The 21,547-nt window shown below is 73.0% G+C and carries 15 protein-coding genes and 1 pseudogene; 11 read left to right on the top strand and 5 right to left on the bottom strand.

The genetic code is table 11. From position 1 onward, the window contains the following. Positions 1–46 precede the first annotated feature (46 nt). Positions 47–346 (top strand): YggT family protein, encoded by a 300-nt coding sequence (locus CNO22_RS06950; RefSeq protein ID WP_100498625.1) that lies wholly within the window; start codon positions 47–49, stop codon positions 344–346. Positions 347–449: 103 nt separating this feature from the next. Next, entirely contained in the window at positions 450–1,172 is a 723-nt protein-coding gene (locus CNO22_RS06955) for a DivIVA domain-containing protein (RefSeq protein WP_100498639.1), read from the top strand. 152 nt (positions 1,173–1,324) lie between these two features. Here the strand turns inward: CNO22_RS06955 and CNO22_RS06960 are convergent, their stop codons facing one another. From CNO22_RS06960 to CNO22_RS06970, 3 genes are all read right to left on the bottom strand, one after another. Beyond that, a complete protein-coding gene (locus CNO22_RS06960) occupies positions 1,325–2,248 on the bottom strand; it encodes a carbohydrate ABC transporter permease (protein ID WP_100498626.1) in 924 nt (307 codons plus the stop codon). Next, a complete protein-coding gene (locus tag CNO22_RS06965; RefSeq protein WP_198588154.1) occupies positions 2,245–3,234 on the bottom strand; it encodes a carbohydrate ABC transporter permease in 990 nt (329 codons plus the stop codon). The genes CNO22_RS06960 and CNO22_RS06965 overlap by 4 nt, the downstream gene beginning before the upstream one ends. 137 nt (positions 3,235–3,371) lie before the next feature. Beyond that, positions 3,372–4,754: an ABC transporter substrate-binding protein gene (locus CNO22_RS06970; RefSeq protein ID WP_198588155.1), complete on the bottom strand. Its 1,383-nt coding sequence runs from the start codon at positions 4,752–4,754 to the stop codon at positions 3,372–3,374. A gap of 294 nt (positions 4,755–5,048) precedes the next feature. Between CNO22_RS06970 and CNO22_RS06975 the strand changes: the two genes are divergently transcribed. Both CNO22_RS06975 and CNO22_RS06980 read left to right on the top strand, forming a co-directional pair. Then, positions 5,049–6,161, top strand: coding sequence for an ABC transporter ATP-binding protein (locus CNO22_RS06975; protein ID WP_100498627.1), 1,113 nt, complete (start codon positions 5,049–5,051; stop codon positions 6,159–6,161). A gap of 49 nt (positions 6,162–6,210) precedes the next feature. Next, on the top strand, positions 6,211–7,035 hold the full coding sequence (locus CNO22_RS06980) for a hypothetical protein (protein WP_100498628.1): 825 nt from the start codon (positions 6,211–6,213) through the stop codon (positions 7,033–7,035). Positions 7,036–7,180: 145 nt separating this feature from the next. On the opposite strand, the gene ileS is transcribed toward CNO22_RS06980, so the two are convergent. Next, positions 7,181–10,351, bottom strand: coding sequence for an isoleucine--tRNA ligase (ileS, locus tag CNO22_RS06985; protein ID WP_100498629.1), 3,171 nt, complete (start codon positions 10,349–10,351; stop codon positions 7,181–7,183). Between the two features lie 131 nt (positions 10,352–10,482). On the opposite strand from ileS, the gene CNO22_RS06990 reads away from it, so the two are divergent. Beyond that, positions 10,483–11,994: a potassium/proton antiporter gene (locus CNO22_RS06990; protein ID WP_100498630.1), complete on the top strand. Its 1,512-nt coding sequence runs from the start codon at positions 10,483–10,485 to the stop codon at positions 11,992–11,994. 301 nt (positions 11,995–12,295) lie between these two features. On the opposite strand, the gene mqo is transcribed toward CNO22_RS06990, so the two are convergent. Beyond that, positions 12,296–13,789, bottom strand: a complete 1,494-nt coding sequence (gene mqo, locus CNO22_RS06995) for a malate dehydrogenase (quinone) (RefSeq protein WP_100498631.1) — start codon at positions 13,787–13,789, stop codon at positions 12,296–12,298. Between the two features lie 104 nt (positions 13,790–13,893). On the opposite strand from mqo, the gene lspA reads away from it, so the two are divergent. The 6 genes and pseudogenes from lspA to CNO22_RS07025 all read left to right on the top strand — a co-directional run. Then, a complete protein-coding gene (lspA, locus tag CNO22_RS07000; protein ID WP_232806854.1) occupies positions 13,894–14,613 on the top strand; it encodes a signal peptidase II in 720 nt (239 codons plus the stop codon). 38 nt (positions 14,614–14,651) lie between these two features. Further along, positions 14,652–15,599 (top strand): RluA family pseudouridine synthase, encoded by a 948-nt coding sequence (locus CNO22_RS07005; RefSeq protein WP_100498632.1) that lies wholly within the window; start codon positions 14,652–14,654, stop codon positions 15,597–15,599. Positions 15,600–15,618: 19 nt separating this feature from the next. After that, the gene (locus CNO22_RS07010; RefSeq protein ID WP_100498633.1) at positions 15,619–16,413 is read left to right on the top strand and encodes a CPBP family intramembrane glutamic endopeptidase; all 795 of its coding nucleotides are present in this window, start codon (positions 15,619–15,621) and stop codon (positions 16,411–16,413) included. Between the two features lie 73 nt (positions 16,414–16,486). Then, entirely contained in the window at positions 16,487–16,912 is a 426-nt protein-coding gene (locus tag CNO22_RS07015; protein ID WP_100498634.1) for a GNAT family N-acetyltransferase, read from the top strand. Positions 16,913–17,124: 212 nt separating this feature from the next. Then, a complete protein-coding gene (gene dnaE, locus CNO22_RS07020) occupies positions 17,125–20,682 on the top strand; it encodes a DNA polymerase III subunit alpha (RefSeq protein ID WP_198588156.1) in 3,558 nt (1,185 codons plus the stop codon). 134 nt (positions 20,683–20,816) lie between these two features. Then, positions 20,817–21,547, top strand: a pseudogene (locus CNO22_RS07025) (DUF2567 domain-containing protein); the annotation flags it as partial.

The raw sequence follows: 21,547 nt of genomic DNA on the forward strand, positions 1-21,547 counted from the left end.
CAGGACCGGACCGGCACCCCCGGGTGCCCTTGGACGAGCGAGGACCGTGGCTCTCTTCTGGAACATCCTCTCGTCGGTCCTGCTCGTCTTCCTCGTGCTGCTCTTCGCACGGTTCGTCGTCGACTGGGTGATGGTGCTGGCACGCAGCTGGCGGCCGTCGGGGTTGGTGGCAGCGGGCCTCGAGGTCGTCTACGCGACGACCGACCCGCCGCTCAAGGCCATCCGGAAGGTCATCCCGCCCCTTAACCTGGGGTCGATCCGGCTGGACCTCGCGTTTATGGTGCTCCTGATCGCCGTGTACATCCTGCGTGGCATCGTGAACAGCCTCGCGCTCGCCGCCGCGTGACCGCTGCCCCGCACCGGGGCGGCGGCCCCGGAGGCCGGCCGGAGCCGTCCGCCGCTCGTCCGACGTCGTCCCTGTCCCCGTTGTCCGACCCGAGGTGAAGTCGATGCCACTCACGCCTGCCGACGTGCACAACGTCGTCTTCAAGAAGCCCCCCATCGGCAAGCGGGGCTACGACGAGGACGAGGTGGACGCCTTCCTCGACGTGGTGGAGGCCGAGCTGGCCCGGCTCATCGAGGAGAACAACGAGCTGCGCTCGGGTTCGGCGACCGGCCGCACCCCGCGCGCGGTCGAGGCACCCGAGCCACCGGCCCCCGCGCCCGTCGCCGCGCCGCCGCCCCCGCCCGTCCGCGAGGACGACAGCACCCGCGCATCGCGGATGCTGGCCCTCGCCACCGAGACGGCCGACAAGTACGTCAACGAGGCCAAGGCCCAGGCCGACCAGATGGTCGTCGCGGCCAAGACCAACAGCGAGCGCATGGTCAGCGACGCGCGGGCCAAGAGCGAGCAGATGGTCAGCGAGGCCAAGATGCGCGCCGACTCGATGGTCAACGACGCCCGCACCCGTGCCGACACGATGGAGCGCGAGGCCCGCGCCAAGGCCGCCGCCCTCGACGCGGACGCCGAGCGCCGGCACAACGAGGTCATGGGCTCGCTGGAGGAGAAGCGCAGCAGCCTGGAGCGCAAGATCGAGGAGCTGCGCACCTTCGAGCGCGAGTACCGCACCCGGCTGCGCTCCTACCTCGAGTCGCACCTGCGCGACCTCGACAGCCGCGGCTCGGCGGAGCCGGCGTCGAACAGCCGGCAGAACCAGCACGCCAGCGCCTGAAGCACCAAGGCACAGAGGGGTCCCGGACGATCGTCCGGGGCCCCTCTCGTGTGCGGCGGCCCCTCCCCGGCACCGTCAGCCGCGTCCCACGGCCCCCTCCAGGGTCCCGCGTCCCGCCCCGAGCATGCGAGGGGTGGGGAGGAGGGGGTCCTTCAGCCCTTGACGCTGCCGGCCAGCAGGCCGCGGACGAAGTAGCGCTGCAGGCCCAGGAACACCGCCAGGGGCAGCACGATCGAGACGAAGGCGCCGGCGGCGAGCAGGTACCAGTCCGAGCCGCGCGTGCCCGCGAGCTCGGCCACCCGCACGGTCAGCGGGACGACGTCCGGCGCGCCACCGGCGAAGGTGAGCGCGACGAGCAGGTCGTTCCACACCCACAGGAACTGGAAGACGCCGAACGCGGCGATCGCCGGGGTCAGCAGGGGGAGCAGCACCTGGAAGAAGATCTTCACGTGGCCGGCGCCGTCCATGCGCGCCGCCTCCACCAGCGACGCCGGGATCTCCTTCATGAAGTTGTGCAGGAGGAAGACCGCCAGCGGCAGCGCGAAGATCGAGTGCGACAGCCAGATGGTCCAGAACGACCCGGCCAGCCCGGTGTCGACGTAGATGCTCAGCAGCGGGATGAGCGTGACCTGGATCGGCACGACCTGCAGCGCGAAGACGGCGACGAAGAGGATGTTGCGGCCCGGGAAGTCGATCCAGGCGAAGGCGTAGGCCGCCAGCAGCGCCAGCGTGATCGGGATGACCACCGCCGGCAGCGTGATGACCAGCGAGTTCACGAACAGGGTCGCGAAGTTCGTCCCGCCGCCGTACAGCACCTCGTTGTAATTGTCGACCGTGAACTGCGGGTCGGACAACGCCGTCCACCAGCCGGAGCGGCGGATGTCGAGCTCCGGCCGGAAGGAGGTCACGAACAGGCCCAGGGTCGGCACCGTCCACAGCACGGCGATCAGCAGCGCGATGGCCGACGCGGCGGGGGAGCTGAGCTTGGTCTTGGCGGCCACGGCCCGCCGCTCGGCGCGGCCGAGCTTGCGCTCCTCCGGCGGGGCCGGGGCGATGACGGGGGTCGTCGTGGTCATCGGATCTCCTCGGCCAGGCGCAGCTGGCGGACGTTGTAGACGACGATCGGGATGACGAGGACGAACAGCAGCACCGCGAGCGCCGCGCCCAGGCCGAAGTTGAACTGGCGGAAGGCCTGCACGTAGAACTCGTTGGCCACGACGCTCGTGCCGAACTGGCCGCCGGTCATCGTCCGCACCACGTCGAAGACCTTGAGCGTGACGATCGCGACCGTCGTGAGCACGACGACCAGGGCCGGGCGGATGCTGGGCACGGTGACGTAACGGAACATCTGCAGCCCGCTGACGCCGTCGAGCCGGGCGGCCTCGATCACGTCGTCCGGGATGGCCTTGATGGCCGCCGACAGGACCGTCATGGCGAAGCCGGCCTGGATCCAGATCATCACGACGATCAGGTAGAAGGTGTTGGACGGCGCGTTGAGCAGGAACTGCTGCGGCTCGATCCCGACCAGGACCAGCAGCTGGTTGAGCAGGCCGATCTGGCGCACGCCCGGCTGGTCCGGCCGGTACTCGTAGACGAACTTCCAGATCACCGAGGCGCCGACCATCGAGATCGCCATCGGCAGGAACACCAGCGCCTTGGCCAGCGACTCGAAGCGGGTGCGGTCGACGAGATAGGCGTAGACGAGCCCGAGGCCGGTGGTCACCAGCGGGACGAGGACCACCCACAGTGCGGTGTTGAGCAGGACGGTCTGGAAGTTGTCCTCGGTGAAGACCGTGGCGTAGTTGTCCAGGCCGACGAACTCCGACCCGTCCCGGCCGTAGAAGGAGCCGCGGACGGTTGCCAGGGCCGGGTAGACCAGGCCCACCAGGAGCAGCAGCAGCGTGGGGCCGAGGAAGCCGGCCGCGACCACCCAGTTGGGCACCCGCCTGGGCCGGTCGACCGCGAACAGGAGCGCCCCCATCACGGCGGCGAACAGCAGGATGGCGAAGCCCATCAGGGCGAACTTGTGCCCGGTGGTGCTCGCGTCCAGGAACCACTGCACCGCAGCGGACCTCCTCCTAATGCGGGACGCCGGGGGACCGCAGCAGCGCTGTGGTGAGCAGCGCCGGCTGTGGCCCCCCGGCCTCCGTGGGTGGGCGGTGCGGTCCGGTCAGCCGGTGGCTGCCCGGACCGCGGGGATCAGGACGCCGGCCAGGCGTTCTCGACGTCGGTCAGGACCTGCTGGGTCGGCTTGTCGTTGGCGATCCAGTTGGTCAGCTCGGTCCACAGCGCGCCGGCGCCGATCTCACCGGGCATCAGGTCCGAACCGTCGAAGCGGAACACCGCGTCGGGGTCCTGGAACTGCTCGGCGGCGAGCCGGTCGACCGGCGAGGTCAGGTTCTCGATGTCCAGACCGGTGTTGGCGCTGACCCAGCCGGGGCCGGAGACCTGGGCCTTGACGTTGGCCCAGTCGGCCGAGGACAGGTAGGTCTGCAGCGCCTGGGTCGCCGGCCGGTCGTTGAACGCGGCGGTGAACTCGCCACCGCCGAGGACCGGAGCGGCTCCGTCGGCCCCGATGGGGGGCAGCGGGAAGGCGAAGACGTCGCCGTCCTCGGACACCTCGGTGCCCTCCGGCCAGTTCGCCTGGTAGAAGGACGCCTGCCGGTGCATCCAGCAGCTGCCGTCGAGGATGGGCAGACCGGCGTCACCGAACTCGGTGGAGGCAATGGACTGCACCTCGCCGAGGCCGCCGTTGACGTAGTCGGGGTTCTTCAGGATGCCGCCGACGGTGTCGAGGGCCTCGACGATCCGCGGGTCGTTGAAGGGGATCTCGTGGTTGACCCACTGGTCGTAGACCTCGGGGCCGGCCGAGCGCAGGACGACGTCCTCCAGCCAGTCGGTGGCCGGCCAGCCGGTCGCGTCACCGGAGTTGATGCCGGCGCACCACGGCTTGGCGCCCGTGGCGGCGATCTGGTCGGAGAGCGCGATCATCTCGTCCCAGGTCTGCGGGATCTCGTAGCCGGCCTCCTCGAACGCCGACGGCGAGTACCAGACGAAGGACTTGGCGTTGGCGCCCAGCGGAGCGGCGTAGAACTCGCCCTCGACGGTGCCGTAGGCCTTCCAGCTCTCGTCCCAGAACTCGTCGACGTTGGCCTCGACCTGCGCGGGCGCGGGGACGACGGCGCCGGTGCCGACCAGGGTGGCCAGCAGACCCGGCTGCGGGATGAAGGCGATGTCGGGCGCGTTGCCGCTCTGGACGCGGACGACGAGCTGCGCCTCGAACTCGCGGGAGCCCTCGTACTGCACGTCGATGCCGGTGCACTCCTCGAAGGGCACGTAGGAGTCGATGTGCGGCTGGTCCTCGGGGTCGACGATCGAGGTGTAGATGCTGACAGTCTCGCCCTGCAGGTCGCCGAACTCCTCGTAGGGGGCGCAGTCGATGGTCAGGTCGGAGCCCTCCGCCGTCCCGCCGCCGCCGCCACCGCTGCTGGTCTCGCTGGCCCCGCAGCCGGCGAGCACGAGCGCCACACCCAGGCCCCCGGCCAGGGCCGTCGAGCGCCGGCCTCTCGCGCGCATGTTCATGTGTCTTCCTCCGGACTCCTGCGGCGTGGCCGCCGCGATGCGTAGCTACGCGTCGACGGCACCGTGCGGGCCGTCACGTTCGCCCGGGGACGATAACGTCACCGCGGGGGGCCAGACGGGGCCGGTCTGTAACGGTTTCGACACGAGACCGTGACCCGTCCGCCGGGTGTCCGGGCAGGTCACGGCCGGGTCACGGTTGGGCACCCGGGCGGGTGCGGAGCCGGACCGTCGCTGGTTGCCCGACCGGTCGCGTGTCACAGTGGGCCCGCTCTGCACCGGCGCAGGAGGGATCCCATGGCCGCCATCACGTACGACCGGGCGACGCTCGTCTACCCGGGCGCGACCCGACCGTCGGTCGACGCGCTGGACCTGTCGATCGCCGACGGGGAGTTCCTCGTCCTCGTGGGCCCGTCGGGCTGTGGCAAGTCGACGTCGTTGCGGATGCTGGCCGGCCTGGAGGAGGTCACCGACGGGTCGATCCGCATCGGCGACCGCGACGTGACCCACCTGCCGCCGAAGGACCGGGACATCGCGATGGTGTTCCAGAACTACGCGCTCTACCCGCACATGACCGTGGCCGACAACATGGGCTTCGCGCTCAAGATCGCCGGCATGGGCAAGGAGGAGCGCCTGACCCGCGTGCGCGAGGCGGCCCGGTTGCTCGACCTCGAGCAGTACCTGGACCGCAAGCCCAAGGCCCTGTCGGGCGGGCAGCGCCAGCGGGTGGCGATGGGCCGGGCGATCGTGCGCCAGCCGCAGGTCTTCCTCATGGACGAGCCGCTGTCCAACCTCGACGCCAAGCTCCGGGTGCAGACCCGCACCGAGATCGCCGGGCTGCAGCGCCGCCTCGGGACGACGACGGTCTACGTGACCCACGACCAGGTCGAGGCCATGACCATGGGCGACCGGGTGGCGGTGCTCAAGGAGGGCGTCCTCCAGCAGGTCGACACCCCGCGCGCCCTCTACGACCGGCCGGTCAACGAGTTCGTCGCCGGCTTCATCGGCTCCCCGGCCATGAACCTGGTGTCGGTGCCGCTGACCGAGGGCGGGGCGGTGCTCGGCGGGCACCCGGTCCCGCTGCCCCGGTCGGTGCTCACCGCCCTCGCCGCCGAGAGCAGCCGCACGGCCACCCTCGGCTTCCGCCCGGAGGCCGTCGAGTTCGTGGCGCCCGGACAGGGCATCCCGGTCGAGGTCCAGGTGGTGGAGGAGCTCGGCTCGGACGCCTTCGCGTACGGCCGCCTGCAGGACGAGGCCGCCGCGGCTGCCGCGACCGGTCCGCTGGTGCTCCGGGCCGACGCCCGCCGCCCCCCGGCGAAGGGCGAGGTCGTGCACGTGGCCATCCGCCCGGGCGAGGAGCACGTCTTCTCCGCCGAGACCGGGGTACGGGTCTCGCATGCGCACGACTGACCCGCGGCCCCGGCGCGCGGCACCGGCCCCGGCCGCCTAGGAGCCTGCGGTGGTCCTGGTCGCGGGCCTGCTGGTCCTCCTGGGTCTGGGCCTGTTCGTCGGCGGCATCGTCACCGGCACGACGGCGCTCTACTGGGGCTGCGTGGCGGCGTGCGGCGGCGCCGCCGTCGTGCTGGTGGTGGCGCGGCTGCGCATGGCGCGCGAGGCCGGCGACTTCGAGCGCCGGGCGTCGGAGACCCCCGCGCGGGCCGAGCCGGCCGGCGCCCGGGCGCCCGGTACGGCGCAGGAACCCGTGGTGTCGACAGCGGACAGCGGCCCGGCTCGCGAGCCGGGGGTCCGGGCCCCGGAGCGCCCGCACGAGCCGGCCGGCGCGACGGCGGTCCGGACGCCGGAGCCGGCGCTCGCGCAGGCTCCCGTGGAGTCACCCGCGGCGCCGTCCGCGGCCCGGCCCGCGGAGTCCGAGCCGGGACCGCCCGTCGAGCAGCCGGCGGCCGACGCGGCGGCGGAGAAGCCGGCGTCCGCCGCGGCCGCGCCCGTGGGAAACGGCCATCCGCCGGAGGCCCCGCCGGCCCGTCGCGGCGCCCACGAGCCGCGCGAGGCTCCCGTGGACCCGGCGACGGGGGAGCCCGGCGAGGAGGACGTCGAGGTCACCGACCTGCTGCTCGTCGTCGACCTGGCCGACGAGGTGCTGGTCGTCGACGAGCACCCGCGCTACCACCTGGCCGGCTGCCCGTTCCTCGAGGGCCGTGAGGGGATCGGCCTGCCCATGGTCGAGGCGCGCACCGACGGCTTCACGCCGTGCGGCACCTGCCGCCCGGTGCGCCACCTCGCCGACACCGAGCGCTCCCGCCGACAGGCCGCGCGCGGCAACTGAAAGAGGACCCTCCTGCCCCCCGCCACTCGCAGGCTCGCGGCGGGACCCTGCAGGAGGGCCGCCCGTCCTCTCCACATTTCGCAGGCTCAGGGCGGTGCCCGGGACGGCCGCGCGCGGCTACTGAGCCCGCACGCGGCTCCTCCGCTCAGTCGGTGGCGCGGGCGATCCAGAAGCGGGAGCCCGCCGGGCCCTCCATGCCCTCGCCGTCCCCGGCGGTGCCGGCGTGCATGCGGACGGCGAGCACCTCGTCGGACACCTGGGCACCGTGCTCGGTCAGGGCCTGGGCGATCGCGCCGTCCGCGGTCCACCACAGCTCGATGCGGTCGCTGACGGCCAGCCCGCCGTTCTTGCGGGCCTCCTGCACCAGCCGCACGGCCTCGCGGACCAGGCCGGCCCGCTCCAGCTCCGGGGTCAGCTCCAGGTCCAGCGCGACGGTCAGCCCGCCGCCGCTGGCCACGGTCCAGCCCTCGCGGGGCGTCTCGGTGACGACCAGGTCGCCGTCCTCCAGCGGCACGGTGGCGCCGTCGACCTCCACCGACGCCGTCCCGGCGCGGTAGGCGGCCACCAGGACCGGCGCGTCGGCGGCCGCGACCGCCTTGGCCACCGCCTGCACCTGCTTGCCCAGCCGGCGCCCGACCGCGCGGAAGTCGACCTTCACGCTGACGTCGACCAGGTCGCCTCCGACGGCGGAGAGGTCCAGCAGCCCGGCCACGTTGAGCTCGTCGGCGACCTCGGCCACCAGGTCACGCGGCAGCTCCGCCCAGCCCGGCGCCGCCACCACGGCACGGGCCAGCGGCTGGCGGGTGCGCACCTTGGCCGACGTGCGCGCCGAGCGGCCCAGCTCGACCAGCCGGCGCACCAGGGCCACCTGCTCGACCAGCTGCGGGTCGCGGGCGTCCTCATCGACGGCCGGCCACGAGGCGAGGTGCACGCTGTCGACCGCGACCTCTGATCCGTCCCGCCCGACCACCCCCGGCGCGACCGCGCGGGCCCAGACCTCCTCGGTGACGAACGGTGTGAACGGCGCCATCAGCCGGGTCAGCACGTCGAGCACCTCGTGCAGCGTGGCCAACGCCGCGGGGTCACCGTCCCAGAACCGCCGGCGCGAGCGGCGCACGTACCAGTTGGACAGGTCGTCGACGAACTGCGCGATCAACCGGCCGGCGCCCTGGGTGTCGAAGTCCTCCATCGCCGCGGTGACGCCCTCGGTGACCTGCGCGAGGGTGGCCAGCGCCCAGCGGTCCAGCAGCGGCCGCTCGGCCGGCGCCGAGGCGGGGCTCGAGGTCGGGTCCCAGCCGTTGGTCTCGGCGTAGAGGGTGAAGAAGCTGGCGGTGTTCCAGTAGGTGAGCAGCACCTTGCGGACCACCTCGGACAGCGTCTCGTGCCCGACCCGGCGGGCCGACCACGGCGAGCCGCCGGCCAGCATGAACCAGCGGACGGCGTCGGCGCCGTGCCGGTCCATCAGCGGGATCGGCTCGAGGATGTTCCCGAGGTGCTTGCTCATCTTCCGGCCGTCCTCGGCCAGGATGTGCCCCAGGCACAGCACGTTCTCGTACGAGCTCTGCTCGAACACGAGCGTGCCGACGGCCATGAGCGAGTAGAACCAGCCGCGGGTCTGGTCGATCGCCTCGCAGATGAACTGCGCCGGGTAGGCCGCCTCGAACTCCGCCTGGTTGCGGTACGGGGCCCCCCACTGAGCGAAGGGCATCGAGCCGGAGTCGTACCAGGCGTCGATGACCTGCGGCACCCGCCGGTAGGTGCCCTCCTCGCCGGGTAGCGTGAAGGTCACCTCGTCGATGAACGGGCGGTGCGGGTCGAGGTCGGACAGGTCGCGGCCGGTCAGCTCGGAGAGCTCGGCCAGCGACCCGACGACGACCATGCGGCCGGGGTCGGCGTCGTTGCGCCAGACCGGCAGCGGCGTGCCCCAGTACCGGTCGCGGGACAGCGCCCAGTCGACGTTGTTGCGCAGCCAGTCACCGTAACGGCCCCACTGGATGTGCTCGGGGTGCCAGGACGTCTTCTCGTTCTCGGCCAGCAGCTGGTCCTTGACCGCGCTGGTGCGGATGTACCAGGACGGCTGCGCGTAGTACATGAGCGGCGTGTGGCAGCGCCAGCAGTGCGGATAGCTGTGCTCGTAGCGCTGTTCGCGCCACAGCACGCCGCGGGACTGCAGGTCCTCGACCAGCGCGGGGTCGGCGGCCTTGAAGAAGTGCCCGCCGACGAGGCCGACCTCGGGGAGGAAGTGGCCGGTCGCGTCGATCGGGTTCACCACGGGCAGCCCGTAGCCGCGGCAGACGGCGAGGTCGTCGGCGCCGAACGCGGGGGACTGGTGCACCAGCCCGGTGCCGTCGTCGGTGGTCACGTAGTCGGCCAGGACGACGAAGTGGCTGTCCTCACCCTCGGGGAACTCCACCAGGTCGAAGGGACGGCGGTAGTGCGTCCGCTCCCAGTCGCGACCGGTGGTGCGGGCCAGCACCTCGACGTCGTCGGTGTCGCCGAACACCGCGGCCAGCAGCGGCTCGGCGACCACGAGGGTGTCGTCCCCGCGCCGGGCGACGAGGTAGACGACGTCTGGGTGGACGGCGACGGCGGTGTTCGACGGCAGCGTCCACGGCGTCGTCGTCCAGATCAGCAGGTCGGCCTTCCCGGCCCACTCGCCGTCGGTGACCGGCAGCCGCACGTAGACCGAGGGGTCGGTGATCGTCTCGTAACCCTGGGCCACCTCGTGGTCAGACAGGCCGGTGCCGCAGCGCGGGCAGTACGGCGCCACCCGGTGGTCCTCGACCAACAGGCCCTTGCCGTGCACCTGCTTGAGCGACCACCACACGCTCTCGATGTAGGCCGGGTCCATCGTCCAGTAGGCCGTGGACATGTCGACCCAGTAGCCCATCCGGCGGGTCAGGTCGCTGAAGGCGTCGACGTGCCGCATGACCGACTCGCGGCAGCGGGCGTTGAACTCGGCGATGCCGTAGCGCTCGATGTCCGGCTTGCCGGCGAAGCCGAGCTCCTGCTCGACGGCGATCTCGACCGGCAGGCCGTGGCAGTCCCAGCCGGCGCGGCGGGGCACGTGCCAGCCCTGCATGGTCTTGAACCGGGGGAAGACGTCCTTGAACGCGCGCGCCTCGATGTGGTGGGTGCCCGGGCGGCCGTTGGCGGTCGGCGGCCCCTCGTAGAAGTTCCACTGCGGCCGGCCGGCGGAGGCCTCGAGCGTGCGGGCGAAGACCTTGTCGGCCTCCCAGCGGCCCAGGACCTCCTGCTCCAGGGCGGGCAGGTCGACCTGAGGGGGCAGCGCGCGGAAGGGGCCGGATGAGCTCACCGCTCCATTGTCCCCGAGGCCGCCACCCGGTTCCGCCGCCCGTCCCCGCAGGGCCGTCCGGGGGCCGCCGGGTCGCAGACCGGCGCTGGCCTCGGCGTACGGGAGACTGCGGAGGTGGACGGGAGCACGCGGTGAACACGACGGTCACCGTCGCGCTCGCCGCGGGCGCGGTCGTCGTCCTCGTGGCGGCCGTGGCGCTCCGCTTGGCGGATCGGCTGGGACTGCCCAGCCTGCTGCTGTACCTCGCCCTCGGGGTGGCCATCGGTGAGAGCGGCCTCGGCGTCCAGTTCGAGGACTACCGCCTCACCCACACGCTGGCGTACGCCGCTCTCGTCGTCATCCTGGCGGAGGGCGGTCTCACGACGCGGTGGGCCGACGTCCGTCGGGCGATCGGACCCGGGGTCGCGCTGTCCACCGTCGGCGTCGCGGTCAGCGTGGGCGTGACTGCGGCCGTCGCCGTCCTGGTCCTCGGCTACGACTGGGGCTTCGCCCTCCTGCTGGCCGCGGTCATCAGCTCGACCGACGCCGCGGCCGTCTTCGCGACGCTGCGGCGACTGCCTCTCCCGCGGCGGCTGGCCGCCTCCCTGGAGGCCGAGAGCGGCCTCAACGACGCTCCGGTCATCCTGCTCGTGACCGTGCTGGCCGAGTCGCTGACCGGGGCGGCGACGCAGCCGTGGTGGCTGGTCGGCCTGGTGGTGGCCGCCGAGCTCGCCGGAGGCGCCGTCATCGGGATCGGGATCGGCTTCGGGGGCGCGGCGCTGCTGCGCCGGGTGGCGCTTCCCGTGGCCGGCTTCTACCCCCTGGCGACGCTGGCGCTCTGCGTGCTCGCGTACTCGTCGGCGTCGCTGGCGCACACGTCCGGCTTCGTCGCCGTCTACCTCTGCGGGCTGGTGCTGGGCAACGCCGCGCTGCCGCACCGCGCCGCCAGCATCGGGTTCGCCGAGGGCATGGCGTCGCTGGCGCAGATCGGCCTGTTCGTCCTGCTCGGCCTCCTGGTGTCGCCGGGCCGGCTGTCCGACGCCGTGGGGCCGGCGCTCGTGGTGGGTGGCGCGCTGCTGCTGCTCGCCCGGCCGCTGTCGGTGGTGGCCAGCCTGGTGTGGTTCCGGTTCCCGTGGGCTCAGCAGGTGTTCATCTCCTGGGCCGGCCTGCGCGGGGCGGTGCCGATCGTCGCGGCGATCATCCCGCTGACCGCGCAGGTCCCTGGGGCGACGACCGTCTTCGACACGGTCTTCGTGCTGGTCGTCGTCTTCACGATCGTCCAGGGCTGGTCGCTGCCGTGGGTCGCGCGGCGCCTGCGGATCGCCACCCCCATCACGCCCCGGGACGTGCAGGTCGAGGCTGCGCCGCTGGAGGAGCTGGACGCCGAGCTGATGCAGGTTACCGTGCCGCCCGGCTCCCGGCTGCACGGGGTGTACCTGCCGGAGCTGCGGCTGCCCGAGGACGCCGCGGTGGTGCTCATCGTCCGCGACGGGCGGGCGTTCGTGCCCGGCCCGACGACCCGGTTCATGCGCGGTGACCAGGCGCTGCTGGTCTCCGCCCGTGGTTCGCGGGCGGAGGCCGAGCGGCGGCTGCGCGCGGTCAGCCGGGCCGGCCGGCTGGCCACCTGGCGCGGCGAGACCGGCGCGGTGTCGGAGGTCGATTGATCATGTGGCCTACCGGCCGACACCGCGGCCAGGTGCCGTCCCCGGCCGCCGCGGAGCCGCTGCCCGTGTCCCGGTCGGGAGACCCTCCGGGCCCCCGCCACCGGGCCACCGCGGCCAGGCGCCGTCCCCGGCCGCCGCGGAGCCGCTGCCCGTGTCCCGGCCGCGCCCAGGCGACGACTTCGGGGAAGACGCGCTCCGGACGACGGATGGGGCAGCACCTTCCCTGGAGTCGTCAGGCCGAACACACGCGAGACGCCCCCTCACCGTGGGGTGAGAGGGCGTCTGACGTGGAGTGGCTCGCTCAGCCGTTGAGCTCGAGGGTCTGCATCGTCTCGGCGCGGACCTCGGCCAGCAGCGCCGGGTCCTCGTTGAGCCGGCGGCCGTAGGAGGGGATGGCCTCCTGCAGCTTCGGGCGCCAGGCGGCGGTCCGGTCGGGGAAGCAGCGCTCGAGCACGGTGAGCATCGCCGAGACGGCGGTCGAGGCGCCGGGTGAGGCGCCGAGCAGACCGGCGATCGTCCCCTCGCCGCCCACGACCAGCTCGGTGCCGAACTGCAGGACGCCGCGGCCGGTCGCCGGGTCGCGCTTGATGACCTGCACCCGCTGGCCGGCGGTGACCATCTCCCAGTCCTCCTGCTCGGCCAGCGGCACGAACGCGGTCAGCGTCTCGTGTCGGGCCTTGCGGGACTGGAGCAGCTCGCCGATCAGGTAGCGGGTCAGCGCCATCTCGGTGCGGGCGACGCCGAGCATCGAGCTCAGGTTGTTCGGCTTGACGCTCAGCGGCAGGTCGAACATCGAGCCGGCCTTGAGGAACCTCGGCGAGAAGCCGGCGTAGGGACCGAACAGCAGCGAGTGGTCGCCGTCGATGAGGCGCAGGTCCAGGTGCGGCACCGACATGGGCGGCGCGCCGACGGCGGCCTGGCCGTAGGCCTTCGCCTGGTGCGCCGAGACCAGCTCGGGGGAGCTGGTGCGCAGGAACATGCCGCTGACCGGGAAGCCGCCGAAGCCGCGGATCTCGGGGATGGCGGCCTTCTGCAGCAGCGGCAGCGCGCCGCCGCCGGCCCCGACGAACAGGAACCGGGTGCGGACGGTGCGCTCCTCGCCGCTCACGGTGTCCCGGACCGTCACGGTCCAGCGGCCGTCGTCCCGCCGCTCGACGTCGGTGACCCGCTGGTTGACGTGCACGTGCACGCCGCGCTCCTCGGCGGCGTCGAACAGCAGCCGGGTCAGCGACCCGAAGTCGACGTCGGTGCCGGCGGCCGAGCGGGTCGCGGCGACCACCTGGTCGGCGGGGCGCCCGGCCATCATCAGCGGCAGCCACTCGGCCAGGGCGGCGGCGTCCTCGGCGTACTCGAGCCCCTCGAACACCGGCTGCGCCGACATCGCCTCGTGGCGGGTGCGCATGTAGGCGCGGCCGGCCTCGCCGGTCACGAAGCTGACGTGCGGGACGGGGGTGATGAAGTCCTTCGGCGACCCGGTCAGCCCCGAGCGGACCAGGTGCGACCAGAACTGCCGCGACACCTGGAACTGCTCGTTGATGGTCACGGCCTTGCTGACGTCGACCGAGCCGTCCTGCCCGGCGGGCGTGTAGTTGAGCTCGCACAGCGCCGCGTGACCGGTGCCCGCGTTGTTCCAGGGACCGGAGCTCTCGCCGGCCACCGCCGGCCCGGACTCGAAGACGGTGACGCTCCAGTCGGGGGCGACGACACCGAGCAGCGACGCCAGGGTCGCGCTCATGACGCCACCGCCGACCAGGACTACGTCGGGGTCGGTGGCCGGGGCGAGATCGGTGGACACGGGGACCTTCCCTGCTCGGGGAGAGAGAACGGGTGCTCTCCCAACATCGACCAGCTCGCCCCTCAACGTGTCACTCCGCGTGGTGAGATGTGTCGCAGAGTGCGATGAGATGGATCACACCCGGTCCGAGTTGCGGCCCGGCGCGGTGGGGCGGCAGGGCCGCCCGGCCCCCGCGGCTATGGTCGGTCGGGACGGCGCCCACCGGCCGCGCCGGCCCCGCCAGGCCATCGACCGAGGAGCCCTCCCTGTCCGAGACGAGCGACCCCCAGGACGGCGCCGTCGCGGCGTCCGGCACGTCCGGACGGCGTCCCCGCACCCGGCTGCTGCTCCTGCTCGCACTGGCGGTGCTGGCCCTGGACCTGGCCACCAAGCTGATCGTCGTCGTGACGATCGAGCGCGGCGCCGACATCCGGCTGCTCGGCGGGGCGCTGTACCTCACGCACACCCGGAACACGGGCGCGGCGTTCTCCTTCGCCGAGGGTTTCACCGTCGTCTTCACGCTCATCGCCGCCGTCGTCGCAGTCGTCATCGTGCGCACGGCACGCCGGCTGTTCTCCACCGGCTGGGCCGTCGCGCTGGGCCTGGTGCTGGGCGGGGCGGTGGGCAACCTCGTCGACCGGGTCTTCCGCGAGCCGGGCTTCCTGCGTGGCGGGGTCGTCGACTTCATCTCGGTGTTCGGGCCCGACGGCGAGGTCTACCCGGTCTTCAACGTGGCCGACTCGGCCATCGTGTGCGGGGGCGTGCTGGGGGTGGTCCTGGCGTTGCGCGGCATCGAGTTCGACGGCTCCCGCAGCGCCGGGGACGACGCCCCGGCGCGCGACTGAGCAGCTCAGCTGCCGGGCCTCCCGCTGTGACGGTCAGAATGGACGCCGTGAGCAACCCCGCGGGCCAGCACCGAGCGCTCCCGGTGCCCGACGGGCTCGAGGGCCAGCGCGTCGACCAGGCGCTGTCCCGGCTCTTCGGCCTCTCCCGCGGCGCGGCCGCCGACCTCGCCGACGCGGGCGCGGTCGTCCTCGACGGGCGGGTGCGCGGCAAGGGCGACCGGGTCAGCGGCGGCAGCTGGCTGGAGGTGGAGCTGCCCCCGCCGCCCGGCGAGCCGGCCCCGCCCCAGCCGGTCACCGGCCTGACCGTCGTCCACGACGACGACGACATCGTGGTGGTCGACAAGCCCGTCGGCGTCGCCGCGCACCCCAGCCCCGGCTGGGAGGGGCCCACCGTCGTCGACGGGCTGGCCGCCGCCGGGTACCGGATCGCCACCTCGGGCGCCGCCGAGCGGCAGGGCGTCGTCCACCGGCTGGACGCCGGGACGACGGGGCTGATGGTCGTGGCCAAGAGCGAGCGGGCCTACACCGCGCTCAAGGCGGCGTTCAAGCAGCGCACGGTCGAGAAGGGGTACGCCGCCCTCGTGCAGGGCCACCCCGACCCGTCGCGCGGCACAATCGATGCCCCGATCGACCGGCACCCGCGGCACGACTGGAAGTTCGCCGTCGTCCAGGGCGGGCGCCCGTCGGTGACGCACTACGAGGTCGTCGAGGCCTTCCCGGCCGCCAGCCTGGTCGACATCCGGCTGGAGACCGGCCGCACCCACCAGATCCGGGTGCACTTCTCGGCGATGCGGCACCCCTGTGTCGGCGACGCGATGTACGGCGCCGACCCGACGCTGGCCGCCCGGCTGGGCGTCTCCCGGCAGTGGCTGCACGCCGCGCGCCTGGGGATCCCGCACCCGGCCGACGGCTCCTTGATGGAGTTCACCAGCTCCTTCCCGCCCGACCTGGCCGGCGCGCTCGACATCCTGCGCGCCGAGTCCTGACGTCGGTGCGAGCTCGGCCGTGAACGCCGTCGGGCTGCCCGGCGCGCTGGGCGACTTCGGCCCGGCCGCGCTGTCGGCGGTCGTGGTCGCCGGCTACCTGGTGGTCGGCGAGCCGGTGGTCGGGCACGTGCTGCACCGCCGCTTCGAAGGCCGGCTGCGCACCGACGACGGCGCCCGGCGGTCCTTCTACGGACGGCTGCTGGTGCTCGAGTGGGGGCTGGCGGTGCTCGCCCTGGTGGTGTGGCTGGCCGCGCCCGGGGTGGACGCCGCCGCCGTGGGCCTGCGCTGGCCGCAGGCGTGGCCGGGCCCGGTCGCCGTCGCGGCCACTGTGCTGGTCCTCGGCTTCGTCGTCGTCTCCACGCGGGCACTGCGCTCGGGCGGGCTGGCGCGGGCGGCGGCCGAGCTGCGCCGGCCGGGGGAGGGGCGGCACGCCGAGCCCGCCGTGCACGCCACCGTGGCGCTACTGCCGCGGACGACGGCGGAGCGGCGGCTGTTCACGCTGGTCGGGGTCACCGCCGGCGTCTGCGAGGAGTGGCTCTACCGCGGCTTCCTGCTCGCCGTCGTCGCCGCGGTCGGCGGCGGCCTGTCGACGCCGGTGCTGGTCGCGATCGGCGTGGTGGCGTTCGGGCTGGCGCACGCCTACCAGGGCGTCGCGGGGATCGTGACCACCGGCGTCCTGGGCGGCGTCATGGCGGGGCTGTACGTCGGCACCGGGTCGCTGCTGCTGCCCGTCGTCCTGCACGCCCTCATCGACCTGCGCTTCCTGCTGGTGCCCACGTCGGCGCTCCCGGACGTCGTCCGGCGGCCGACGTGAGCGAGCGTGCGCGCTCCCGCACGGAGGCAGCAGCGCGGCGGGTCCGCGCCGACGGGCGCCGCGAGGAGGTCGCGTGAACGCCCGGCGGGCCACGGCCGCGGACTGGCCGCAGGTGGCCGCGTTGCGCACCCGGGTCTTCGTCGAGGAGCAGGGCGTGCCGCCCGAGATCGAGCAGGACGCGCACGACGCCACCGCCGTGCACGCCCTCGCCGAGGACGACGGGGGTCGCGTGGTGGCCACCGGGCGGCTGCTGGTCCGCGACGGCCGGGCGGTGGTGGGCCGGATGGCGGTCGACGCCCCGGCCCGCGGGCGGGGCCACGGCGCCGCCGTCCTCGCCGAGCTGCACCGGCAGGCTCGCGCGCTGGGCCTGACCGAGGTGGAGCTGCACGCCCAGCTGTCGGCCCGGGGCTTCTACGAGCGGGCCGGCTACACCGCGGTCGGGGACGTGTACGAGGAGGCCGGCATCGCCCACGTCACGATGCGGTGCGCGCTGGTGTGACGGATCGGTCCGCCGAGGGCGAGACACGTCCTGTCAGAGGCTCGGGGTAGACCTCTGCAGGTGCGAGGATCGACCCACCGACCCGACGGCGCCGGGCACACCCCGGCGCCGGGCCCGTCGGCCGCGCACCGCCCTGCCGGTCTTCCCCACCGGTCGCCCGCCGCGGACCCCGACGGCCGGGCACGCACGACCCGTGAGGAGCACCAAGGCCCGTGAGCACCCCGTCGTCCGACTCGTTCGTGCACCTGCACGTACACACCGAGTACTCGATGCTCGACGGCGCGGCGAAGCTGCCGGAGGTCACCAAGGCCGCCGCGGAGCAGGGGATGCCCGCGCTGGCGATGACCGACCACGGCAACGTCTTCGGCGCCTACGACTTCTACAAGCAGGCCAAGGCCGCCGGCGTGAAGCCGATCATCGGCATGGAGGGCTACTACACGCCCGGCTCGCGCTTCGACCGCGCGCCGTTCGACTTCGGCGACAACCTCATCGACGAGGACGGCGAGGGCGGGTCCTCGCGCGGCAAGGCCGCCTACACGCACATGACCCTGCTGGCGCGGACCACGCAGGGGATGCACAACCTCTTCCGGATCTCCTCGATGGCCAGCCTCGAGGGGCAGTACCGCAAGCCGCGCTTCGACCGCGACCTGCTCGAGCGCTACGGCACGGGCCTCATCGCCACCACCGGCTGCCCCTCCGGTGAGGTCAACATGTGGCTGCGGGCCGGCAAGTACGACAAGGCCCGGCAGGCAGCCGCCGACTTCCAGGACATCTTCGGCAAGGAGAACTTCTACGCCGAGGTCATGGACCACGGGCTGGCCATCGAGAAGAAGACCCGGCCGGCGCTGCTGGAGATCGCCAAGGAGCTTGGCATCCCCCTGCTGGGCACCAACGACCTGCACTACACGCACCGCGAGGACGCCGAGGCCCACGACGCCCTGCTGTGCATCCAGACCGGGTCGCGGCTCAACGAGACCAACCGCTTCAAGTTCAACGGCGACGGCTACTACCTGAAGTCCGCCGCGGAGATGCGGGCGCTGTTCAGCGAGCTGCCCGAGGCCTGCGACAACACGCTGCTGGTCGCCGAGCAGTGCGAGGTGCAGTTCACCGAGGGCGCGGACCTGATGCCCCGGTTCCCGCTGCCGCCGGGGGAGGACGAGACCTCCTGGTTCGTCAAGGAGGTCGAGCGCGGGTTGCACAAGCGCTGGCCGAACGGCATCCCCGACCACGTGCGCAAGCAGGCCGACTACGAGGTCGGGATCATCACGCAGATGGGCTTTCCGGGGTACTTCCTCGTGGTCGCCGACTTCATTAACTGGGCCAAGGACAACGGCATCCGCGTCGGCCCGGGCCGTGGCTCGGCCGCGGGCTCGCTGGCCGCCTACGCCATGGGCATCACCGACCTCGACCCGCTGGCGCACGGCCTGATCTTCGAGCGGTTCCTCAACCCCGAGCGCGTCTCCATGCCCGACGTCGACATCGACTTCGACGACCGCCGGCGCGGCGAGGTCATCCAGTACGTCTCGCAGAAGTACGGCGAGGAGCGGGTCAGCCAGATCGTCACCTACGGCACCATCAAGGCCAAGGCCGCGATCAAGGACGCCGCCCGCGTGCTCGACCGGCCCTACTCGGTCGGCGACGAGCTGACCAAGCTGATGCCGCCGACGGTCATGGGCAAGGACATCCCGCTGTCGGGGATCTTCGACCCGGCGCACCCGCGCTACAAGGAGGCCGCGGAGTTCCGCGCCCGCTACGAGTCCGACCCCGGCGCGGCCGAGGTCGTCGACCAGGCACGCAAGCTCGAGGGGCTGAAGCGCCAGTGGGGCGTGCACGCCGCCGGCGTCATCATCGGCCGCTACCCGCTGATCGACAGCATCCCGATTATGCGGCGCGAGGCCGACGGCGCGGTCATCACGCAGTTCGACTACCCGACCTGCGAGACGCTCGGCCTGCTGAAGATGGACTTCCTGGGCCTGCGCAACCTCACGGTCATCGACGACGCGCTGCGCAACATCGTCGCGAACGGCAAGGAGCCGATCGACCTCGACGAGATCAGCAAGGACCTCACCGACCCGGCCACCTACGCCCTGCTGGCCCGCGGTGACACCCTCGGCGTCTTCCAGTTCGACGGCGGCCCGATGCGCTCGCTGCTGCGCCTCATGCGGCCGGACAACTTCGAGGACATCTCCGCCGTCGGCGCGCTGTACCGGCCCGGGCCGATGGGTGCGAACTCGCACACCAACTACGCGCTGCGCAAGAACGGCCAGCAGGAGATCACGCCGATCCACCCGGAGCTGGCCGAGCCGCTGGAGGACATCCTCGGCACGACCTACGGCCTGATCGTCTACCAGGAGCAGGTCATGGCGATCGCGCAGAAGGTCGCCGGGTACTCCCTCGGCAAGGCCGACCTGCTGCGTCGGGCGATGGGCAAGAAGAAGAAGTCGGTCCTCGACGCGGAGTTCGTCGGCTTCGAGGCCGGCATGAAGGAGCGCGGCTTCTCCGACGCGGCGATCAAGACGCTGTGGGACATCCTCGTCCCGTTCGCCGACTACGCCTTCAACAAGGCCCACTCGGCCGCCTACGGCCTGGTGTCCTACTGGACGGCGTACCTCAAGGCCAACTACCCGGCCGAGTACATGGCCGGGCTGCTGACCAGCGTCGGCGACGACAAGGACCGCCGGCCGATCTACCTGGCCGAGTGCCGGCGGATGGGCATCAAGGTGCTCCCGCCGGACGTGAACGAGTCGTCCTGGGACTTCACCGCCGTCGGTACCGACATCCGCTTCGGTCTCGCGTCGGTGCGCAACGTCGGGCACAACGTGGTCGACTCGATCCGCCGGGCCCGCGAGGAGAAGGGCGCCTTCAAGGACTTCGCGGACTTCATGCGCAAGATCGACACGGTGGCCTGCAACAAGAAGGTCATCGAGTCCCTGGCCAAGGCCGGGGCGTTCGACTCCCTCGGCCACTCCCGGCAGGGCATCGTCGCGGTGCACGCCCAGGCCGTCGACTCGGCCATGGCGCTCAAGCGCAAGGAGGCCGAGGGGCAGTTCGACCTCTTCGGCAGCTTCGGTGACTCCAGCGAGGACGACCCGTTCAGCGGGGCGCTGGACATCGCGATCCCCACCGCGGACTGGTCGAAGTCCGAGCGACTGGTGTTCGAGCGCGACATGCTCGGCCTGTACGTGTCCGACCACCCGCTGCACGGCGTGGAGCACGTGCTCGCGGCCAACGCGGACACGCCGATCGCCGAGATCAACACCGGCGGCGTCGAGGACGGCGCCAACGTCACCATCGCCGGCATCCTCACCTCGGTCGCCCCGCGCACCAACAAGCAGGGGGCGCCGTGGGCCATCGCGACCCTCGAGGACCTCGAGTCCGGCATCGAGGTGCTCTTCTTCCCGAAGACGTGGGCGGAGGTCTCCGAGAAGGTCGTCCGCGACCAGATCGTCGTGGTCAAGGGCCGGATCAGCCGCCGCGACGACCAGCCCTCGCTGTTCGGCTCCGAGGTCACCATCCCCGAGCTCACCGAGGGCGCGCGCGGCCCGGTGCTGGTCTCGATGGCGGCGGCCCGCTGCACCCCGCCGGTCGTCGAGCGGCTCCGTGAGGTCCTGGGCAGCCACCCGGGGACGACGGAGGTCCACCTCAAGCTGCTCAACGGCGGCCGGGAGACCGTGCTGCGGCTCGACCAGGGCCTGCGGGTGCGGCCCAGCACGGCGCTGATGGGGGACATCAAGGCGCTGCTGGGCCCGACCAGTGTCGCCCTGCTCTGAGGACCCCGGCCTCCTCGCAGGCTGGCGGCGTGCCTCTGGACGGAGCCTGCCCGGGACGGGGCGGGGGTCCCGCGCTGACCGGCAGCCCCGCCACCGGGGATGAGACGGCCGGCCGGGCGGGGTTGACTGGGGCCGTGGACAGCACCCCCGCAGTCGCTCCCGCCGGGCCACCGCCGGTCCGCCCCGCCCGCTGGGGCGGGGGTGCTCCGTGGCCCGGCCGTGCCGAGCTGCGCGCCGACCTGCGCGGCTCGCTGGTGCTGGTCGCCGTGCTGCTGCTGGCGGGGGTCGCGGCCGGGCTGCTCTGGTGGGTGCTGGCGCCGCGCGCGACCTTCGAGGTCACCGCAGACGGCCTGGTCCCCGTCGGGCGGCCCTCGGCCGAGCTGCCCTTCGCCGACGACGGCGTCCTCACCCTCCTGCTCGGCGGCCTCGGGCTGGTGGCCGGGCTGGTCGCGTGGCGGCTGCGCCGCCGCCGCGGGGTCGCCACCGTGCTGGCTCTCGCCGTCGGCGCGGTGCTGGCCTCGCTGGCCGCCTGGCAGCTCGGCGAGCTGCTCGGTGCCGGGCCCTCGCCGGCCGAACTCGCCGCTGTCGGCACCCGCGTGATCACGCCGCTGCGGCTCGGCTCGCCGGCGGCGCTGGCGGTCGCGCCGTTCCTCGCCGTCCTCGGCTACGTGGTCGCCACCCTGCTCACCGCGGCCGAGGACCTCGACCGGCCCGACCCGGTCCCGCCCGCCGCGCCTGCCGGCGGCCCGCTGCTCCTGTCTCTTATCCACCTCTGCCGCTGCCGACTGCTCCTGCCGTCGGCAGCCCGCGGTGGCCCGCTTCCTCAGCTAAACAACCGCCCGTCCGACCGCTCCTGTCGGGCCAA

The sequence above is a fragment of the Geodermatophilus chilensis genome (genome assembly GCF_002802985.1).
In the GTDB taxonomy this organism is placed as follows: domain Bacteria; phylum Actinomycetota; class Actinomycetes; order Mycobacteriales; family Geodermatophilaceae; genus Geodermatophilus; species Geodermatophilus chilensis.

Bases quoted from the DNA above. Each gene is read 5' to 3' on its own strand.
- CNO22_RS06970 (WP_198588155.1), bottom strand. From the start codon at position 4,754: ATGAACATGCGCGCGAGAGGCCGGCGCTCGACGGCCCTGGCCGGGGGC.
- CNO22_RS06975 (WP_100498627.1), top strand. From the start codon at position 5,049: ATGGCCGCCATCACGTACGACCGGGCGACGCTCGTCTACCCGGGCGCG.
- CNO22_RS06955 (WP_100498639.1), top strand. From the start codon at position 450: ATGCCACTCACGCCTGCCGACGTGCACAACGTCGTCTTCAAGAAGCCC.
- lspA (WP_232806854.1), top strand. From the start codon at position 13,894: ATGAGATGGATCACACCCGGTCCGAGTTGCGGCCCGGCGCGGTGGGGC.
- CNO22_RS07005 (WP_100498632.1), top strand. From the start codon at position 14,652: ATGGACGCCGTGAGCAACCCCGCGGGCCAGCACCGAGCGCTCCCGGTG.
- CNO22_RS06960 (WP_100498626.1), bottom strand. From the start codon at position 2,248: ATGACCACGACGACCCCCGTCATCGCCCCGGCCCCGCCGGAGGAGCGC.